Below are 19,626 nucleotides of genomic sequence, written 5' to 3'. Positions count from 1 at the left end.
CCGCGCGGGGCACCTTCGCGCGGCGCGGTGTCGGACTCCGGTATTACGCGCGTGAATCCGACGAATTCCAGGAGGCCCTGGTGCTCGGCCTGGAGCGCGTCGTGGCACCTTGTTTGATTTGCGTGAAACGGAAATAATCTCGCATCACTCCAACGGGACGGTTTCAACGTTGTTGCGGATTCGCGAGTCGCAGATGAGTTCGTTGCGCAGCGCCGCGATGGACAGCCGCGTCGCGCAGCTCGTCACGGCGCTCCTCGCGGAGCCTTCGGCGGCGGAGCCTGGATGGACCCGCGAGCGGCTCGAGCCGGTGGTGCGCAGGGTGGTGGACCGGGGCATCTTCGCGCTCGACGACGTGCGCGTGTACGTGCAGCTCGCCGAGTCGCTGGGGGATGACTTCGAGTCACAGCGTCGCCACGCGTGGATGCGCTCGTGGCTGGATGACGCCTCCGTTTCGGACCCTGTCGCGCGTCTGCACCGCGTGGTGCGCGAGCGCCGCCGCCGCGAGGACGTGGCAGCGCAGAACCAGCGGAAGGAAGCGGCCTTCCGCCTCCGCCACGCCCCGCCCGGCGAGGGCCGCTGACTTTTCCTCTCCCTGGATGCCTCATGCCCCCTTCCTCGACTTCACGGCAGGACCCGGCGGTTGCTCCATGCCCATTGCAGGCGGGCAAGGGGCAGGTGGAGGTGGTCGTCGTCGATGACCGCGAGACGCCGCTGTCCGGCGTGGCGGTGGAGCTGGCGCAGGGGACGGCGGACGCGGCGCTGCGCACACGCACCGACGAGCACGGCGTCGCGCTGTTCGAGGGGCTCGAGGAGGGGCGCTACCGCTTCCGGTTGCTCGACGTGGAGCCCGCGCTGTGGCGGGTGCTCGGCCGGCTTCCCCTGCCTCCGCGCGCCGCGGGCGCAGCGCCTCGCTGGGGCTCCGTCTCGCGGCCGAAGCCGCTGTCCTGGACGTGCGAAGGGACGGAGTCGCTCGCGGTGCTGGCGGCGAAGCTGGGTGTGCGTCCCTCGCGGCTCATCGATGCGAGCACGGGGCAGCCGCTCACCCCGGAGGTGGCTCCCGCTCCGGGAACGCGTGTGGAGGTGCTGCCGTTCGCCCATGAGTGGACGACGGTGGAGACCGGCTTCCGGCATGTGGTTCACCGCATCGGGCTTCCCCTGTCCCTGGTGGTGGTGCTGCGCGATGGCACGCACCACCCCCGAGCGCACCAGCCCTACCTGTTGAAGGTGTGGCTGGACGACGAGGAGGAGTTGCCCGCGCGCGAGGGCATGACGGACGCGGAGGGCCGCATGGCGCAGGTCCTGCCCGCTCGCGCGGCGCGGGGCGAGGTGACGGTGTCGCCCGGCCGCGACGACGAGCGCAAGGTGACGCTGCGCTTCGCGGCGCTGCGCGCGACGAGCGCTCCGGAGGGCTTGCAGGAGCGGCTGGAGAACCTGGGGTTCTCCTGTGGCGGCGAGCGTGGCCAGTTCGGCCCGAAGACGCGCCTGGCCGTGGAGTGGTTCCAGTATGCGCTCGGGCTGCCTCCGAGCGGAGAGGCCGACGAGGCGACCTGCGCCGCGCTGGGCCTGTTGCACCGCTCGTAGCACTGGAGGTCTTTCGTCATGCAGTGCCCCAACTGCGCGCCCGGCACGATGCGCGACCTGTCCGTGACGCCGCCTCGCTGCCTGGAATGCGGAGCGGTGTTGGTCTCCGAGCCTCCCAGCACTCCCCCCTCCTTTGGCTCGATGGAGACCGAGATCGAGCGGCTGGAGAGTGGCGACTATGACGACGTCCTGGATGACTTCCTGGACGACGAGGAGCCATACCGACTCTCCAGCAGCGAGATGCGTGATGAGACGCTCCGGGCATCGTTGGTCACCGACGACATCACGCCCCCGGAGTCGCCACCGTCCAACACGATGGGCGACGACGTCGCCGAGGAGCGCTGTGTTCCGCTGGGCGCGGAGACCACCGTCTCCGACAAGCCCGTCGTTCCGCCGAGCTTCCCGCTGCGGACGCTCCTGTGGAACATCGCGGACCTGGGCGGAGGCCCGAGTGGAACGCTCCCGGTGCGCAAGCCGTGGACCATTGCCGCCCTGGCCCATGTCATCCGCACGGCGAACGCCGACATCGTCACCATCCTGGAGCTGAAGAAGAAGGGTGGCATTCGTCTGGTGGAGCCCAAGCCGCCGACCCCGATGAAGCAGCACGCGGGCCGCGGAGGCAGCGGGATGAAGCTCAAGGTGTTGATGCGCCTGGCGTCGGCAGTCGTCGAGCCCGATGGCTACCGGGTCAAGACCGCCTCCGACGCACTGGTCGGTCAGATCGCGGAGCAGGAGGCGGCGCTCCTCAACGACCTGGCGAAGCACTTCGCGGAGCACGTGCGGCGGACCATCTGGCCACGTGACGCGCAGGACACGGACGCCGAGGCGTGGGACCCCTCTCATATCGAATGGAGCGGGGCCTCGCGGACGTTGGAAGCGGACAAACTGGGCATCATCAAGGGCAGGCTCGATGCAGCCTGGGGGGCATGTGAGCCGGACCTCGTGAAGCGCTTCGGTAGGCCTCGGGTGAGGAAGGACGAGGAAGACGAAGACGACGCGGACCCGCCCGAGGCGCTCGTCGCGACGTCGATCGACGTGTTCGGGAAGAAGCAGGCGAAGCTGGACGCGTACTGCCTGCTCTGTGTGCGGCTGCTCGTGGAGGAGGGCTACTACGATTGGCTCCAGCCCCACACGAACCGCTACTCGTCGAAGGAGAAGGACTCCAAGAAGGGCGGCGCGGAGGCGAAGGAGAAGGCGAAGCGGGACGATCTGGCGAAGCTTGGCGTCGAGCTCCTCCGCGAGCACTGCGGCATCCTGTTTCACCGCTACCTGGCGGTCATCGTGGGCCTGGGCGCCGAGGCTGTCCCGGCCGAGCAGGAGCAGGTCCTCGAGAACATCCTGCACCGTTCCAACGACGCGCATCTGCAGCGCGTCTACGAAAAGAAGCTCGCCGAGTACCAGGAGCGCAAGAGCGAGGTGGAGGACGCGCCGGAGTCGCACGCGGGGCTGCGCGAGTTCCTTCGCATCCGTGATGCGCTGAACGACCAGTGCAAGGCGCGCGGTGAGGAGGTCTACGCGTCGTGGCCCGCGGAGGTGCCCGACAAGCCCGTCAAGGGGCTCTACACCCAAGATGAGGCGTACGGCGTCTTGTGGCGGAAGTCCAAGCTGGACGTGGACGAATCGGCCATCTCGTACCTCAGTGCCTACGTGGCGAAGCGCTCGCCGGGTGGCGAATCCCCGTCGATGGATGTCGACACCAGGATGGGGAACGACGAGGCGGAGGAAGAGCAGGCGCAGCCCGTCAAGAGTCTCTACAGCAAGCGGGAGCCCATCCGGATTCCGGTGCGACTGGCGCAGGTGAAGAACGCGCCCGAGGTGAGCGTGGTGGCGTGGCATCCCCCCGCGCCGGGAGACCGCAACAAGAACGCGCGCGGCACGGACTTCCGCGCCTTCCTCCAGTACTGCAAGGACGAGCGCCGGGAGAAGGTGCTCGGCGTGGTGCTCTCGGACCTGAACATCGACACCGCGCGGCCCAAGGCCGAGCTCGCGAAGGATGGCACGCCGTACATCGACACCTGCGTGGAGCGCCTGTCGTTCCACCAGTTCTTCCAGACGTTGCTGGGGCCCGGGGCGGATGCGAGCCACCTGTACGACATGGCGCCCCAGCTCTCGACCATCGCCAAGAGCAAGTTCGGCAGCTGGGCCGTGGACAGCGAGAATGCGTTCGGAGACGGCTCGCTCAAGACGCTCCGAAGCTTCGTCAACAGCCGGGTGAAGCCGGAGATGTTCGCCCCCTTCAAGACGTCGACGGGCCACGAGCTGCGGCCCATGTTCTCGTCCGCGGAGGACGTGCTGGCCCACATCGAGTCGTTCATCACGCCCCCGCAGCAGCGCTACGGGGCGAGCGGCTACGACAAGATTCTCGTGTACTCGCGGCGGACGGATGGCTGGATGCTGGAGCAGTCGTCGGTCTACGTCATCCCGTTTCCCATGGCGCTCGCGGACGAGAAGGAGAAGGGACTCTTCTTCATCCACGGCAACCTGCTGCCCAAGCACCTCCAGCCGTTCTGGCGGCTCCTCCAACTGGAGGACGCGAAGCTGCCCGAGGATGAGCGGATCTTCGACCAACTGCGTGCCCCGGGCGTGAAGCTCACGGGTTCGGAGGACGCGCGCTGGGAAGCGGTCATGGCCGCCGCGAAGAAGCTGAGCGACCACATGCCGCTCGTCTCCGACCTGCGGCTCATCTACAGCGGCGAGGAGGCGCTGGTCGTGGAGGAGGTGGAGGTCGCCACCGAGACTGCGTCCTCCGAGCTGGGCCAGTTGGAAGCGCTGTGTGCCGCCTATCAGAAGTCCCAGGCCACGGATGACGAAGCCTCGGAGGCGCTCGGCGCGATTCTGGACGCCGCGGAGAAGGTCCCCGCTTCGGACCACGCCCGTTCCAACGCGCTGGTGGCGGAGGCCATGCAGTGGCGGGAGACGTTCGCCGCGCTGCGGAGCGCGGGCTTCGACCCGGAGGCGTACTGGGACCATCGGCCCGCGCTGAAGTCGGAGGAAGGGAAGGACAAGGGGGGCGGCCAGGGCATCTCGCTGGACACCCACCTGGGCTCCATCCACCAGGGGCGGGTTCACAACGCGGGCGGTGGGGACTGTCTGTTCCGCTCGCTGTCCCAGTTGTTCTTCGGTACGGAAGCGCACCACCGCGAGGTGCGCCAGGCGGTGGTCAATCACCTGGAGGACCTGCTCGCCGGGCAGTCGCTGGACGACGGGGGCATGGTGGGGCCCTCGACGGCGGCGACGTTCCGACAGGACATGGGGCTGCTGCTCGACTGGCACCGTGTGGCCTGGCCGCAGGAGCCCGCGTATCGCCGGGTGGCGGGCATGGACCCCTGGCGCCAGTACCTGCGGGCCATGAGCCGGGACAGGGCTTGGGGCGACCACGTGGTGCTGGCGGCGGCGTCCCACCTGTTCCAGGTGCGCTTCGAGATTTTCGCCCAGACGGGGGCGACTTCGTACTGGACGGACCTGGTGGACTTCGTGCCGCGCACCGATGGCCACGCGGCGCGGCCCCTGCTCCGGCTGGCGAACCTGGGAAACGCACACTACGAGGCGGTGGGGCCCACGGATGCGCCGCTTCCCGTGGCCGCGGCATTCCCCGCCGAACTGGGAGCGCTCAGCGAGCGCCGCCGCCGCGACGAGGGGCCGGCACCTCAGCCTGATTCGAGGAAGGTCGAGTCTCCGCGCTCAGCGGCGACGTCGACGCAGAGCGCCACCGCCACGTCGGCGCCGCCCACGGTGGGCCCGGTCTGCAAGTGGCCTCACACGTGCTACTTCCAGTTCGACACCCCCACCCACCACCCGCACGCACTCTTCCTCTTCGGGGAGAACGCCGTCGCGAAGAAGGCCAGATACCCCCAGCCGGACACTCAGGCCGTCATCCGGATGAACCCGAACGCGCTCGGGATTCGCACGTGCTGGGTGCCGGGCAAGGGGATGGAGGACAAGGAGCTCGCGAAGAACCAGCAGGCCATCGATGAGGACTGTGCCGAGGCCGTCCAACTCCTGACGAGCGGCAAGTACACCACGCTGGTGGTGCCGTGGAACCACTCGCGGGGCCATGTGGACATCGGGACGGGCGTCGCCAGGTTGCCGGGCAATGCGCCCCAAACGTGGGCGTACCTGACGAAGAAGATCGACGAACTCATCGGCTGGGCAAACACGCACCTGGGCACGGTGCTGGTCGTCCCGCAGGTGAACGTGCTCGTGCCTGCCGTGGTGCGGCAGCAAGCGTCGGACCTCCACGTGCAAGAGGTCTCGGACGTGATGAGGCAGGCGGCCTCCATGGGAGATGACTCCAGCACGAGCGTCCTGGGGCAGCCGAACGTCGTCTCGTTGAGGACGCTGCTCTTCTCCGGCGCGACGTCCCCTGAGACGGGGCTGCTGTCGGACAAGGACTACGAGAAGAACAAGGCGATGTTCGACGAGGACCTGGACGTGCTCACCCAGAAGGTGGAGAGCGGCCAGTACCGCAGGCTCGTGCTCGAACGAGACGATGAGGGACGCATCGTTCTCGGCACGGAGTTGGGGAAGCTCGACAAACACGCGCCTCGGACGCTGGATTATCTGCGCGAGCGCCTGGAGGCATTGTGCAGGCGCTGTACAGAGGTCCACGTCAAGCGCGCGACGTCGAAGCGGCAGGTCGTCGAGGACGAGAACTCGATGCAGGGCGTCGAGGAGTCGCAGTCCCTGGACTTCCTGTCCGTCGGCGATGGCCGTACGTCCTCTGAGGGAATCAAGCGCAAGAAGCCCGCCGTCGTCGCCGAGGGCTGGGAGGACGACGACGTCACCCAGGCGATGGACCCAGCGGCCTGGGGGACCGCTGCGTTCTCGAACTCTGGCTTCAGTGGAGGAACCCCGTCGTCGCAGTCCTTCGCGGGCTCGGGACAGGTTGCGCCGTCGAACCATAAAAAGCGCAAGTTCATGGGGCAGCCTGCGAGCGCCGAAGAGAACGAAGAGGTGCAGCTCATGAATGGCGATGACGTGCCGCCACCGCCTCCCGTCTGGGAGGAGGGGGATGAGGCGGAACCCAAGAAGCAGAAGAAGGGGCCGACCGGGTAGGGCCTCGGCATGGGGCAGTCATTTGGAGGCGGCGCGTCAGGCTGTGACGCAGAGCGTGCTGGAGGGTCTCCGGCCTTTCATGAGTCACAAGTCTGGCGCCACTCTCTATCTAAACACATCCAGTGACGGCGACATCCGCTGCGTGGGTCGCCAAAGCCACGCATGCCATCAGCACTCGCCGACGGTTCCTGATGCACAAGCGGTGTGACTCCGGCGCGTGACACATCCACTGGGCCGCGTTGGAGGCCAAGTGCATGGACGCTTGCTGCGGCGGCGCGTATGAGAATTGCGCAGCCAACCTGGAGAGACCCAACATGAACAGACAACGAAGTGTCTTGGCTGCACTCGGCGTGCTGGCCGTTGCCCTCGGGGTGACGGGTTGCTCGCCCGAGTGCGAGACCTCATCGGACTGTGCGTCGACGGGGGCGCCCCCGTCCGTGTGCGTCGAGGAGAAGTGCGTGCCCGACGACTCGCCCTGCGCGGCAGGATGTAGCAGCGGCACCGTGTGCGACGAGTCGGCGGACAACGGACGTGGCGTGTGCGTCCAGTGCTTGAGCGACGCGCAGTGCGGCGGTGATACGCCTGTCTGTGACATCACCAGCAAGAGCTGCAAGACGTGTCTCGAGGGCGCCGATGGCAGCGCCCAGGGCTGTCTGACGGGACAGGTCTGCAACGCCGGCGGCAACGGCGGTCTCGGCGTGTGCGAGGGCTGCGGCACCAACGCCGAGTGTGCCGAGGGCACGCCGCAGTGCAAGCCCGGGACCCCGGGCGTGTGCGTGGAGTGCCTGGAGAGCAGCCACTGCGCCAGCGCCGCCCAGCCGGTGTGCAGTGACAACAACGTGTGCGGCTGCACCGAGAGCGCGCAGTGCGGTGGTGAGACGCCACTGTGCGACACCGCTCGGGACAACGGGCAGGGCGAGTGCGTGGAGTGCATCGACAACAGCCAGTGCACCGCGCAGCAGCGCTGCAACGCCGCTGGGCGGTGCGAGGCGCTGACGGGGCTCGACGAGGCGAACGCGCAGATTGCCACCTTCCACGCGGCCCCCACGGGCGACCTGCCCGAGCCGCTGTCCCTCCATGGCGCCTTCGTCACCGCCATCACCCCGGATACCGCTGAGCCCCGCGGCTTCTTCGTGCAGGCCACGGCGGAAGGTCCCGCGTTGTTCGTCAGCCACTCCGACGCGGTGCAGGTGGCCGTGGGGGACCGGGTCTCCTTCAAGGTGCTCACGAAGCTCCTCCAGTCCGGCAACACCGCCGCGGATTACAAGCTGGACACCGCGAGCGTCATCTCCGACTTCCAGAAGCTGAGCTCGGGTCACCCCGTGCGGAAGCTCGCGGCGGACGGCGGCCTGGTGACGCACGTCACCGACGACGCGGTGGCGAACCTCGACCAATATGAGAGCCGGCTCGTCCGGGTGACCGGCAAGGTGACCACCACGGCGGGCACCGGCAAGCAGGCGGGCATTGGCTTCAAGATCGCGCAGTTCGCGATGGACGGGACCCCGCTCACGGGCGGCATGGGGCCGCGGCTGCGCATGCCCACCGAGCTTGCGGACCTCGTCGGTGTCGGGCTGAACTGCCGGGTCTCCGTTGAGTCGGGCGTGATGTGGCGCTACGACGACGCGACCAACACCCCCAATCCCCAGACGCCGTATTACCCCATGCCCCTGGTGACGGCCTTCTCGCTGTCGGACTTCTCGGTGGACTGCTCGGAAACGGCGGTCACCCTGAAGGTGCAGACCGTGGTCCCGCTGTCGCCCACGCAGTTGAGGGTAACGTTCGAGCCCGGCATCGACCCGGGGACCCTCGCGGACGTGGCGACCCAGTTCACCTTCGGCGACAGCGGGCTGACCGCCTCGGCCTACACCCTCGACGGGAAGACCCTGGTGCTCACCACGACCGCCCAGGAGCCCGGCACGCAGTACACGCTGTCGGTGGACCCGTCGGTGAAGAGCTACACCGGCGTCAGCGTGAGTGGGACGGCCACCTTCAAGGGCTACCGGGTGCCGGCGCTGCTCATCATCAACGAGGTGAACCCGAACATCACCACGGGCGTCTCCGCGACGAACAACCGCGACCTCATCGAGCTCAAGGCCGTGACGGCAGGGGCCATCGAGGGCATCACGCTCACCGAGGAGGCCACCAGCGTGTCCCGGCTGGCGACCCTGCCGGACGTGACGGTGGCCGCGGGCGACCTCATCGTCATCCACTTCCGTCCGAACTCGGCCGAGCTCGCTGCGGGCAATGACACCCTGTCCAAGGACGAGAAGACGTACGAGACGTTCTACCCGGGGGCGTGGGATGTCGTGACGGGGACCAGCAGCCATCCGACCTTCAATGACCGCCTGCTGCGCCTCGCGAATCCGCAGGGCGACACGCAGGACGTGGTGGCCTTCTCCCACAAGAGCATGACCACCGCCCGTCCGGCCAACTACCCCGTCGTCCTCCGGGCGGCCCAGGAGGAGGGGCACTGGCGTCCGGTGGACTGCCGCGGTGAGACGGCCACCCCGGTGCCCTGCGCCTACGACAGCGCTCCGCTGACGGCGCTCGACGTCTCGGTGGACTGGGGCGTGGTGGAGGAGAACACCCAGAGCGTGTTCCGCCATCAGGGCGCCAACACCCGCTCGATGGCGGACTGGGCCGTCTCGGCGGCGTCCAGCTTCGGCGAGGAGAACCCGGCCCGGCCGTAGTCAGGCTGGCGACGCTCCCCTGAAGTAGCGAGGGCCGCGCTCCCAAGCAGGGGGCGCGGCCCTCTTTTTTCATCGGTGCGCCCTGTGCGGAGGAGCGAATCCCTCCACCGCGACAGGGGGACGGATGTCGCTACGCGCGTCGGCGGGTGCGAACGGCTCCCGCGAGCAGCCCGAACAGGGAGAGCAGCAGCCCCGGCGATGAGCCGCCCGTGCTGGAGCAGCCACCCGAGGAGCCGCTAGAGGCCGGCTGCACCGTCACCCCGAGCACCGCCGTGCTGGCGCCGCCGCGGGCGTCCGTCGCGGTGAGCTCGAAGTGCAGCGTCACGGCCTGCTTCGCCTCGGGCGCGCGGAACGTCACCTTCTCACCCGTGGAGGCGGAGAGGGTGACGGACGGACCCGCCACCTGCTTCCACCCGAAGGTGAGGGCGTCGCCATCCGGGGCGCTGGACGCGGACGCGTCGAGCGTCACCTGGGCCCCCGGCCGAGCGTCACCCACCAGCCGCGGAAGGGCCTGGGGCGCCTTGTTGGCGTGCCGCACCGTCACCGTCGCCGTCATCGGGGCGCTGGACAGCCCGTTCGCGCTGGCGATGGCCTCGAAGCGCAGCACCGTCTCCGCGCGCACCTCGGGGGCGGTGAACGACGGGGTGGCCGTGTCGGCGCCCTGCAGCTCCACCGCGGGGCCCTCCACCTGACGCCACGTCCAGGTGAGGGCATCCCCGTCCGGGTCCACCGCCGTCGCGCTGAGGCTCGCGGTGGCCAGCGGGTCCACCACCTGCTCCGAGCCCGCCTCCGCCACGGGCGCCCGGTCGACGTTGCGCACCGTCACCGCCACGGTGGCCTTATTGCTCTGAGCCTTGCCGTCGTTCACCACCAGCGTGAAGGTGAGCTGCGTATCGGCGGCCACCTCGGGCACCTTGAAGCTCGGCGTGGCGCCGGAGCTCCCCTTGAGCGCGACGGTGGGGCCGGACGTCTGCGTCCACTTGTAGGTGAGGGCCGCCCCGTCCGGGTCGCTCGAGCCGCGGGCGTCCAGCGTCACGGGCTCCGAGGAGAACTCCGCCACCTCCGCCGGCGCGGTCACCACGGCCGTGGGGGCGCGGTTGACGTTGAGCACCCAGGCCCGGACCAGGTGTGCCGCGCTGGTCTCCAGGCCATCGCGCACCACGAGCTGGAACGTCAGGATGGAGTCGTCGGGCACATCCGCCGTGAACGACGGGGTGGCCGTGTCCGCGTCCACCAGGGTGACCGCCGGCCCGCTCACCTGCGTCCAGTGGTAGGTGAGGGGCTGGCCCTCCGGGTCATAGCTGGCGGTGCCGTCCAGCGTGTGGCGCACGAGCTCCAGTGCCCCCGTCTCGGCGTTCCTCGCGCGTTCGTACACCGGGGCGCTGGGGCTGCCGAGGTCACGCCCGGCGTTGGCCACCGGCCGCTGGTTGCAGGTGGTGCCGTCGCCCTGCTCGTCCACCCGGCCGCCGAAGGGCAGGCGCTCCACGTTGGTGAAGCGCACGTCGTCCAGGTCGAAGCCGTACGCGCCCACCGCGGTGTCGGTGCCGATGCGGAAGCGGAACTGGACGTTCTTTCCGGCGAGCATGTCCGCCAGCCGCAGCTCGGCGGTGGACCACTCCGGGAAGCGCACCGTCCTGCCGTTCTCCTGCGTGACGTTCTGGCCCACCCACGCGTTGCGGTACATCAGCGGGTTGGGCCCCTGCTCGATGTAGCCCGCGGAGCCGTCCGTCGGGTCGATGGAGTAGATGGAGGCCACGCCCATCGCGGCGATGTCGAACCACTGCAGGCCGTCGTGGGTGAACTCGAGGACGGCGCCGTCGTAGTACGGGAAGATGGAGCCGCCGGTGTAGATGTCGGACTCGAACGAGTGGCGGTAGCGGAAGCTGAACGTGAAGGCGCCGGTCTCATTCACCTTCAGCCACGGGGAGGTGAGGAACAGGTCCGCCTGCACCGCCGGGTTGGGCGCGTGCATGTAGCGCCCGCCCTCCGGACCCTGGACCTTCCAGTCCGCCTCGCCGTAGGGGTTGAGCCACGTGGACGAGGTCCACGAGGACAGGGCGCCCTCGAAGTCGTCCTCCGCCGTCGCGCCGGGCACTTCGTCGTAATTCACCCGCGGGTCAAACGTCGTGCTGCTCGCGCTGGCGGGGAGCGAGGGCTCGTCGAAGGTGATGCGCAGGCCGGCGTGTGCGTTCGGCTGCGCGGCGGCCAGCCTCACCGGGAGGGTGGCGGTGGCCGTGCCGGCGCGGCCCATGGCGCTGAAGGTCAGGGTGTTGCCCGAGGGGAACTCCAGCGTGGCCGTGCTGCTGGTGGTGGAGACGGTGCCGGAGAAGGAGCCCAGCGAACCGCTGCCCACGTTGCGCACGCTCACTCGCAGCAGGCCCGTCTCGCCTACGTCGAGCACGCCGTCCCGGTCGCAGTCCACCAGGGAGTCATCGAGCCGCAGGGAGGTGACCTCGATGACGTTGCCCGCGGCGAAGCTCTCCACCACGCCCACGTGGTCCATGGAGTCACGGTCCGGGGCCTTCGCGCCCATGCCGGCGCCGCGCTTAGCGAAGGCCTGGAGGAAGCGCTGGTAGTCGGCCGGGTCGCTCGCGGCGGTGACCGCGAGCAGCGCGTCGCGCGCTTCGAGGAAGGTGGGGGAGACGGGCGTGGCCTTGTACCCGGCGACCAGGTAGCGCTTCATGCGGTCCTGGGCCTCCTGGAAGGGGTGGGCCTGGAGGAGCGACACGTAGCACTCCCAGAGCATGGAGGCCCACACCTCGCCGCTGCTGTGCACGGCGGAGTTGCCGAGGCCCGCCTGTCCGTAGGCGAGTGGGTGGCTCGTCGGCAGGGGATTGCCGTTCTCGATGTGCCGGAAGGTCAGCGCGTTGCGGCTCGACGCCAGCGTCGGTGCGGTGGCGTAGGGCGCGCGGCGCACGCCGTAGTAGTAGCCGTCGCCGCCGCCACCGCCCGAAACGTAGCCGCCGACGGCGTAGGCGCCGCGCGCGTAGTCGTCCCCTTCACGCACCATCATCAGCAGCGCGTGCACGTCCGCCCAGCCTTCGCCCATGGAGCGGCCCTGGTTGTTGGTGAGGCCGCTGGCGTTACCGATGAGGCGGTTGCTGATGTAGTGGCCCCACTCGTGGGCGATGATGGTGTTGTCGAGCGTGCCGTCACGGTCCAGGTCCTTGGAGCGGTGCAGGCGCACCTGGAGGGGGCTCGCGTTGGCGGCCACCTCCGCCTTCCAGAGGTCCGCCGTCTCCCGAGAGATGGAGGCCACGGGCACGGTGACGCGCGCGTCGTCTCCGCTCATGGAGAGGGGGCCCTCACCGGCATTGGTGTTGGCCACGAGGACCGCGATGGCGCCGGCGTCCTGCGCGTTCAGCGCCTTGGTGACGAAGTCGCAGGCGCCGCGGTCGAGCAGCGCCACGTGGCCGGCGAACGTGCCCGACTCGAAGGGCGTGCAGCCGAGTGTCCGTCCCGTGGGCGCGAGCACCTGCACCGGACCGTCCAGCGTGTACTCCTGGGCCCCGAAGCGGCTGTCCCCGTTCACGTAGCCACGGGCCAGCGATGCGGGGGCCGTCACCTGGAGGATGGGCATGCCGTCGAAGACGTACATCTGCATGCGGGGCGAGATGCCGTCCGCCGGCGTGGCCATGTTGGCGTTGTTGCGGCCGTTGTAGTCCTGCCCCTCGACGCGCAGCGGGTCACCCTCGATGCCGCCACGGCCGAAGTTCTGCATCTGCGCGTTGCCGGAGGCTTCGTCGAAGCCCGCGTCGTAGTACCAGTCGTGCAGGAAGTTGTTGATGAAGAAGAGGTTCACCACCGAGGCCTTCATCTGCTCGATGCTGGAGCCCGGGGCGCGGTGGGGGTCGTAGACGTAGTTGAAGGCGCGCTCACCGGTGATGTCCGCGCGCAGGTCCGCGCCGGGCTGGTAGCCGTCCGGCGCCACCAGGTCCACGTAGGCGTCCACGTTGTTGCCCACGGTCTGCGTGGCGTTGGCGGGCAGCCACGGGTCGTTCCGCGAGAAGGGGCTGTTCCGCAGCTCCACGACGTTGGGCGGCACGTCCAGCGGGGCGTCGTAGCCGTCCAGCTCCTGGCGGGGGAAGGGCGAGCCGGCGGACCCCTGGGGGCCGTCGAACGGGCGGTACGGCGCGGCCGTCTCCGCCCAGACGGTGTACCGGTACGTGTTCTCCGCGGCGTGGGCACGCAGGTCATTGCGGAAGAGGACGGCGCCGTCCACGGCCGAGATGACGTAGGAGGTGTAGTCCGAGTCCTTGCTGCTCTTGGGGCCCGCGTTGACCTCCACGTACCAGGCGGGCCGCAGGCCGTCGGGCAGGGTGAAGAAGACCTTCTTCGCGCGCGCGGGAACGACGAGCTGGCCGGGCATCACGGTGCGCACGCCGGGCTCGAAGTCGAACAGCGTGTAGCCGCCGCGGGAGTCCACGGCGATGAATGCGTGCGCCCCCAGCGGGGTGCCGCTCTGGTCCGAGTACGCCGCCGCCACGGCGTCCGCCGCGGAGCGCTGGAAGGCGTTCGCGCCGGTGCGTTGCCGGGCCGCGAGGGTGAGCTCGCTCGGCGCCAGGTAGCCCGTGACGGCCACGGGCGCGAGCGCCTGCGTCATCACCACCTTCACCTCGCTGCGGAACACCTCCACGCCCTCCACCGCCTGGCGGAAGGTCACGATGACGGCGCCCTTGCCCGTCTGGTGTACGGCCTGCAACGGCGCGGCGGAGACGTCTTCTCGCTTCAGCCGGTAGAGGTCCGCGACCTGGCCCAGGTAGGCGCGCGCCGCGTCCTCGGGACGGGTGCCTGCGCGGGCCGCGGTCTCCAGGCCCGGGCCGGACTGCATGGACCAGAGGACGGAGGGGACGCCGAGCCGTGTCTCCGTGTGCTCGACGCGCAGGCCGCGGGCATGGGCCTGCGCATCGGCCACGGCGAGAGGCGTGCTGCCGGGCCGCGCGAGGAAGGCGTCGAAGTTCGACCGTGGAGCGGCCGAGGCGCTGGTGCCAAGACATGACGCCAGCAGGACATGGGTGAGCCACTGCTTCCTGAGATGCATCGTTCTTCCAGAGAGGAGGGTAGAGACAACGGAGGGCGCGACCCAGACAGGCCGCGCCCCCGACGTTGCGAAGCGGTTGCGGGGCCGCGCCGCCTTCGGGCGCGCCCCCGTGAAAGGGAGGGAGAGGGCGTCAGTCGCGCGGGGCCTGCTCGCGGCGCTTCAACGAGCGGCGGCGCGTCAGGCCCGCCAGGCCCGCGAGCGCGAAGGGCCAGAGGCCGGCGGCCGAGGTGGACTGGCAGCCGCAGCCGCTGTCCGACTCCGGGTTGGGCTGCGGCTCGGGGGTGCCCGGGCCCGCGTCCGGCGGGGTGGTGCCTGCGTCGGGCTCGGTGCCCGCATCGGGCTCGGGCTCGGTGCCCGCGTCGGGCTCGGTGCCCGCGTCAGGCTCGGTGCCCGCATCGGGGTCGGTGCCCGCGTCGGGCTCGGGGTCGGTGCCCGCGTCCGGGGCGCCCGGCGTCCAGAGCGAGGACTGGGCGATGTAGACGGCGGTGCCCCATTCCACCTGGTCCGTCTCCGGCGGGGCCAGACCCACGCCGAAGCTGATGTCGCTGTGGCGGTTGATGCTCGGCATGCCGGAGAACACCGGGTTGGAGGGGGTCTCCTGGTCCACCCGGGCGTCACCCTTGTCCGAGGGGAGGATGTCGTGCTCGGTGACCACGCGCTTCAAGTTCTCGCCGTCACTCACCCACACCGCGCGGAACCCGTCCGACTTGCGCGTGGCCCGGAAGACCACGTGTCCCCGGTCGTTGATGTCGGGCGGGAATACCTCCACCGTCCCGATGGCCTCGCCGGGCTCGCCCGGCACGTCCATTCCGTTCTGCGCGACCACCTTCAGCTCGTTGCCATCCCACAGGAGGATGGCGGTGCTCTGCCGCCCAGCCGCCTCCAGCAGCGTGGCCTGGATGGCCACCTGGCCCAGGTTGTTGATGGCGGGCTGCACGGCGGCGAAGCGGAAGATGTTGGAGTCCGGGTTGTGCCCGCGCGTGTCCGCGATGACCTGCGACGTCCCATCCGGGTTGAAGATGCGCAGCTCCTGGTACCAGGCGCTGGAGTTGGGCGCTTGCAGGTCCACCGCCGCGGCGATCTGCCCCAGATCGTTCGCGCCCGGGGAGTAGAGGAACGTGTAGGGGTAGCCTGGGTCGACGTTCTTCTCCGCCGCGAGAACCTTCGCGTCGAAGCCCCCCGTCGTATTGGGCGTGTACAGCACGTAGGCGTAGCCCGTGCTCAGCGTGACGCGGGCGGCCATCTGCCCCGCCTCGTTCATCACCAGGCTGGACCAGCTGGAGGCGCCCAGCGGCGAGCGGACAATCTGCGGCGGCGCGTCTGGTTCGTCCGCGTTCAGCACGTAGATGCCGTTCTTCGACGCGTCATTCGTCCCGGTGACGGCGAAGACCAACTGCCGGTGTGAGTTGAGGCTGACCTCGCCAAGGCGTGTATCCGGCCCCAAGCCGTCAGGGAGCAGGTAGATGCGGCCGCCTTCGCCGTTCTGGCCGTACCAGACGCCCGAACGTCCCTCCCGCGTGATGGCGAGCTGGAAGGCCGCCTGCCGGTCCGCGGTGATGGGAATGAAATAGCTGCCGGCGGAGGTGAGGCTCCCCAGTTCGACGTTGTAGGAGCCCTCCTCGATGTTGACGGCCAGGTTGGTGCGCGCTTGCAACTGGAACGTGTAGTCCGGTAGCTCGGCCGAGGCTGCTCCCGCCAGCAGGAACGCACCCAGCATCACGCCACGCTTCCGGTCGTGAGTGGGAGCGACGGTCCGACGACTGCTCTTCAGCGATGCACCACGAGTCATGCGTGCCACCTTTCCAAGGCAGGTAGCCCACCACCATGGAGGGCTGTACTGCCGGTTTCCCGCGCAGGACCCCGTCCCCCCATGGGACCGTCGCTCCGGGCGCGCCGCGCCCGTCACGAGGACCGCATTCGTCACGGCCTGTTCGCAAAGTTGCTACACACGATTAGCAGGAGCGTCGTTGATTACAAATTGATTCACTCGCAGCGTGCGACGCGGCAGCGGGCCAGGGGTGTCTGACTCGTGCTGGAACGGGGCATTTCAACGAGAATCCGGGCTGATACGCGCCAGGGCGCGGTGGGAAACCGGGACGACTGCTCCGACGGGTGGCCCGCACTGTTTGTGTGGCGAATGCGCGTTACAAATGTATCGCCAGTTGCACATCTGGCTGTTTCGAGGTGTCTGGCGCATGCGCGGCGTGTCCCGTCTCCGCCGCATCAGGGCGGCGCGCTGCGTCGTGTATTCATGGTTCAGTCGTGGTTTTTGATTGAACCGTGGAAGCGTGGATATGGCGGCTAGCTCTAAATATCCGCTATGTCTTGAAATGACATTTGTTGGAGGACGAGAACGTAGCCGTTCTCCTGCGGGGGCGGCTCCTGGGCACGGTGGGCGCACGCACCCCCCATGAGTACACCGCCTTCATGGGGCCGCATGCTGGTGCTGGGAATCACGCTGCCGGATGCTCCCGAACGCCTCATCGCCCGTTTCTCATGTCCGCGGCCCGATCGACACGCGGAGCGTCATGGTGGACGAGAGCGGGCCGGATTCGTTGGTGGGCCGGCGCTCCCGCCTGGAGCCCGCGGCGTACGTGAGGCATCCGGCCAATGCGGTCGCGGTGTTCCGCGCCGTGGCGTGGTTGCTCGCGACCCCACCAGGACGACGGGCCCGGGGCTCGAGCACGTAGCAGCGTTCGGGCCGGTGAGTGCTCCAAGGGGCGTCCGGCCCGGCGCACAACCCGTGTGTCATCCTCCAACGGCCTTTTTCAATCCCGTTGCAACAGTCCGCCCCTTGAGCTTGGTATGGCTTCCGACTTGTGACGGGATTTCGCTAGTCTATTGCCCAGGCCGGCATCCCTGCTTTTCGAACCTCCATCTCGCCCGTTGACGGCCAAAGCGCTGCTTCACCTCCATCACGTGAAATGGCGTTCACCAGGTCCCGGCGCGTCCGGGCAGAGAAACTCAGACAGCGTCTGAGTGGAATCGGAGAAACGATATGTCGTTCCCCGTTGTCAAGGCAGCGAACGTGAAGGGAATGGGGTGGGGCGCGGTGCTGCTGGCCGGTCTGGTTGGCTGTGGACAGGAGGCGCGGAAGCCGGCGCCCGAACAGGAAGCCATCGAGGCCGTGAAGGCGCAGGCGCAGCAGCTCCAACCGCCCGCGGGCTGCACCGAAATCACGATGGGGGAGCTGGCCAACGGTATCGGGCTGACGCCGACGATGTACTCACCGCAGCCGACGTACCGCGGCAACTTCGACAACTTTGGCGACCCGGCGTTCCCGGACCCGGCGCGCATCCGCCTGGACGTGAACACGGCGCCCGGCGTGTATGACCTGTCCGTGGGGGGAGGCAACACCTTCACCTGTGATCGCTGCGTCTTCGGCTATCAGGATGAGGGCTCGCCCGCGGAGAAGTTCTTCGTCGCCGACGCGGGCACGCTCCTGCTCGCGGTGAAGGTGTCGCCGCAGCAGACCCTGGGCGCGCTGACGAACGTGACGCTGCGTGAGTCGGTGGATGCCCCGCCCCTCAACGCGCCGTACTGGGGCAGCGCGGTGGTTCCGGGCGGCGAGTGCCGGTGGATTCGCTTCGCGACGTGGAACACGGTGCGCCAGGACGGGTGCGACCCTCGCCAGGGCTCGCTGACGGCGAACCTGCCGGACACCACCTGCGTCCCGGATGACTACGTCGCCTCCGACGGCACGCTGGAGCGCGCGCTGGGGACCAAGGTCCAGGGAGAGGCCTGCACGAAGACCGCGGCGGCGAGCGAGTCCGAACTGGCCTCGACGGATTGCGAGCAGGGCTTCGCCTGCACCGACCTGCTGTCGGAGAACGCCCAGTGTCTCAAGACGTGTGACTTCATGGCACCCAACCCCGGCTGCCCCTCTGGCACCATGTGCGGCGTGTACGGCCTGTGCACCGAGCAGTCCGTCCTCGAGCAGAACGGCTTCACGTTCGACCCTGCGCTGATTGGTGAGATCTGCAGCCTGGGCTTCGCGAATTACTGTGGCACCGAGGGCGCGCGGGGTGTGTGTGCCGACCTGGACCGCGACGGCAAGGGCGAGTGCTACCCCTACCACCGCGCCCGCTCCGAGTGTGGCCCGGGCGATGAGCTGGGTTACATGAACTACGCGCTCTCCGGTGGCGGCTTCGACCGCGGCCACGGCTTCTGCTACCACGACGGGCTCTAGCCCTCTCCGCCATTGCCCGGTCCCCCACGTGGGCCGGGCAGTGGGGCCTTCCGGGGCGGTACCATGAGGGGAACCTGGCCACGCTGTCACAGGAGGCAGGCGAGCTGGGACGCGGCCTGACTTCCGGGGAGTCATGACGCCGCGAATGACCCGCATGCCAACACGTTGGCCTTGTGCCATTGCATTGGCAAAAGGAGGACAGCCTGGCGGGTACGTGGCAATGGGGGCACCACTCACAAGGAGCTAGGCTGAACCATGGCCACTGGTTTCACGACCGAGCGTGTACTCTCGGTGCAACACTGGTCTGACCGTCTCTTCTCCATCGTCTGCACGCGCGACAGCGGCTTCCGATTCCAGAACGGCCAGTTCGTGATGATGGGCCTCGAGGTCGAAGGTCGCCCGCTCATGCGCGCGTACTCGATGGCGAGCGCGAACTACGACGACACGCTCGAGTTCTACTCCATCAAGCTCCAGGACGGCCCGCTCACCTCGCGGCTGCAGAAGGTCGCTCCGGGCGATCAAGTGCTCGTGGGCACGAAGGCGGTGGGCACGCTCACCGTCGCGAACCTCAGGCCGGGCCGTCACCTGTGGATGCTCGCCACCGGCACGGGCCTCGCGCCGTTCCTGAGCATGGTGAAAGATCCCGAGACCTGGGAGCGCTTCGAGCGCGTCACCGTGGTGCACGGCTGTCGCCATGTGAATGACCTCTCGTACTCGAAGTTCTTCGAAGAGGTGCTGCCGAACGACCCGTACCTGGGTGAACTCGTGCGCGAGAAGCTGACGTACTTTCCGACGGTCACGCGCGAGCCGTTCCGCAACCAGGGCCGTATCACCGACCTGCTTCGCGCGAAGCCGCTCTCACCCGAGCACGACCGCGTCGTCATCTGCGGCAGCCACGAGATGATCAAGGAGACCGCGACCATCCTCGAAGGCTTCGGCTTTCAGGAAGGCGACTCACACGAGCGGGGCGACTTCCTCATCGAGAAGGCCTTCGCCAGTCGTTGAGCCCCCGCCCCGCCTCGTCGAATGACGAGGCGGGGCGCCACCTCGCGCCGGAGGGGCTCCGGCGG

8 protein-coding genes are annotated in these 19,626 nt (G+C 68.8%); 6 read left to right on the top strand and 2 right to left on the bottom strand.

The genetic code is table 11. The annotated features are described in order from the left end of the window. The first annotated feature begins 193 nt into the window (after positions 1-193). The 4 genes from BLU09_RS14070 (at position 194) to BLU09_RS14055 (ending at position 9,326) form a co-directional block, all read left to right on the top strand. Positions 194-580 carry a hypothetical protein gene (locus BLU09_RS14070; RefSeq protein ID WP_244171707.1) on the top strand — a complete coding sequence of 129 codons (387 nt, stop codon included), beginning with the start codon at positions 194-196 and terminating at the stop codon, positions 578-580. A 23-nt stretch (positions 581-603) separates the two neighbouring features. Continuing rightward, positions 604-1,581, top strand: a complete 978-nt coding sequence (locus tag BLU09_RS14065) for a peptidoglycan-binding protein (RefSeq protein ID WP_244171706.1) — start codon at positions 604-606, stop codon at positions 1,579-1,581. An 18-nt stretch (positions 1,582-1,599) separates the two neighbouring features. After that, the gene (locus BLU09_RS14060; protein ID WP_090490066.1) at positions 1,600-6,636 is read left to right on the top strand and encodes an OTU domain-containing protein; all 5,037 of its coding nucleotides are present in this window, start codon (positions 1,600-1,602) and stop codon (positions 6,634-6,636) included. A gap of 458 nt (positions 6,637-7,094) precedes the next feature. Then, positions 7,095-9,326: an Ig-like domain-containing domain gene (locus tag BLU09_RS14055; protein WP_090490065.1), complete on the top strand. Its 2,232-nt coding sequence runs from the start codon at positions 7,095-7,097 to the stop codon at positions 9,324-9,326. Positions 9,327-9,456: 130 nt separating this feature from the next. Here the strand turns inward: BLU09_RS14055 and BLU09_RS14050 are convergent, their stop codons facing one another. After that, positions 9,457-14,367 (bottom strand): myxosortase-dependent M36 family metallopeptidase, encoded by a 4,911-nt coding sequence (locus tag BLU09_RS14050; protein WP_090490064.1) that lies wholly within the window; start codon positions 14,365-14,367, stop codon positions 9,457-9,459. A 130-nt stretch (positions 14,368-14,497) separates the two neighbouring features. Next, on the bottom strand, positions 14,498-16,156 hold the full coding sequence (locus tag BLU09_RS14045) for an MXAN_5453 family MXYO-CTERM-anchored protein (RefSeq protein ID WP_090490063.1): 1,659 nt from the start codon (positions 16,154-16,156) through the stop codon (positions 14,498-14,500). A gap of 1,209 nt (positions 16,157-17,365) precedes the next feature. On the opposite strand from BLU09_RS14045, the gene BLU09_RS14035 reads away from it, so the two are divergent. Together BLU09_RS14035 and BLU09_RS14030 are read left to right on the top strand one after the other, a co-directional pair. Continuing rightward, on the top strand, positions 17,366-18,556 hold the full coding sequence (locus BLU09_RS14035) for a hypothetical protein (RefSeq protein WP_090490062.1): 1,191 nt from the start codon (positions 17,366-17,368) through the stop codon (positions 18,554-18,556). 255 nt (positions 18,557-18,811) lie between these two features. After that, positions 18,812-19,561, top strand: coding sequence for a ferredoxin--NADP reductase (locus BLU09_RS14030; protein ID WP_090490061.1), 750 nt, complete (start codon positions 18,812-18,814; stop codon positions 19,559-19,561). Positions 19,562-19,626: the final 65 nt, after the last annotated feature.

It is taken from the genome of Myxococcus virescens, assembly GCF_900101905.1.
GTDB classification, from domain to species: Bacteria; Myxococcota; Myxococcia; order Myxococcales; family Myxococcaceae; genus Myxococcus; species Myxococcus virescens.
Note: the sequence above shows the minus strand (reverse complement) of the source record. Positions and strands in the feature narration are given on the sequence as shown.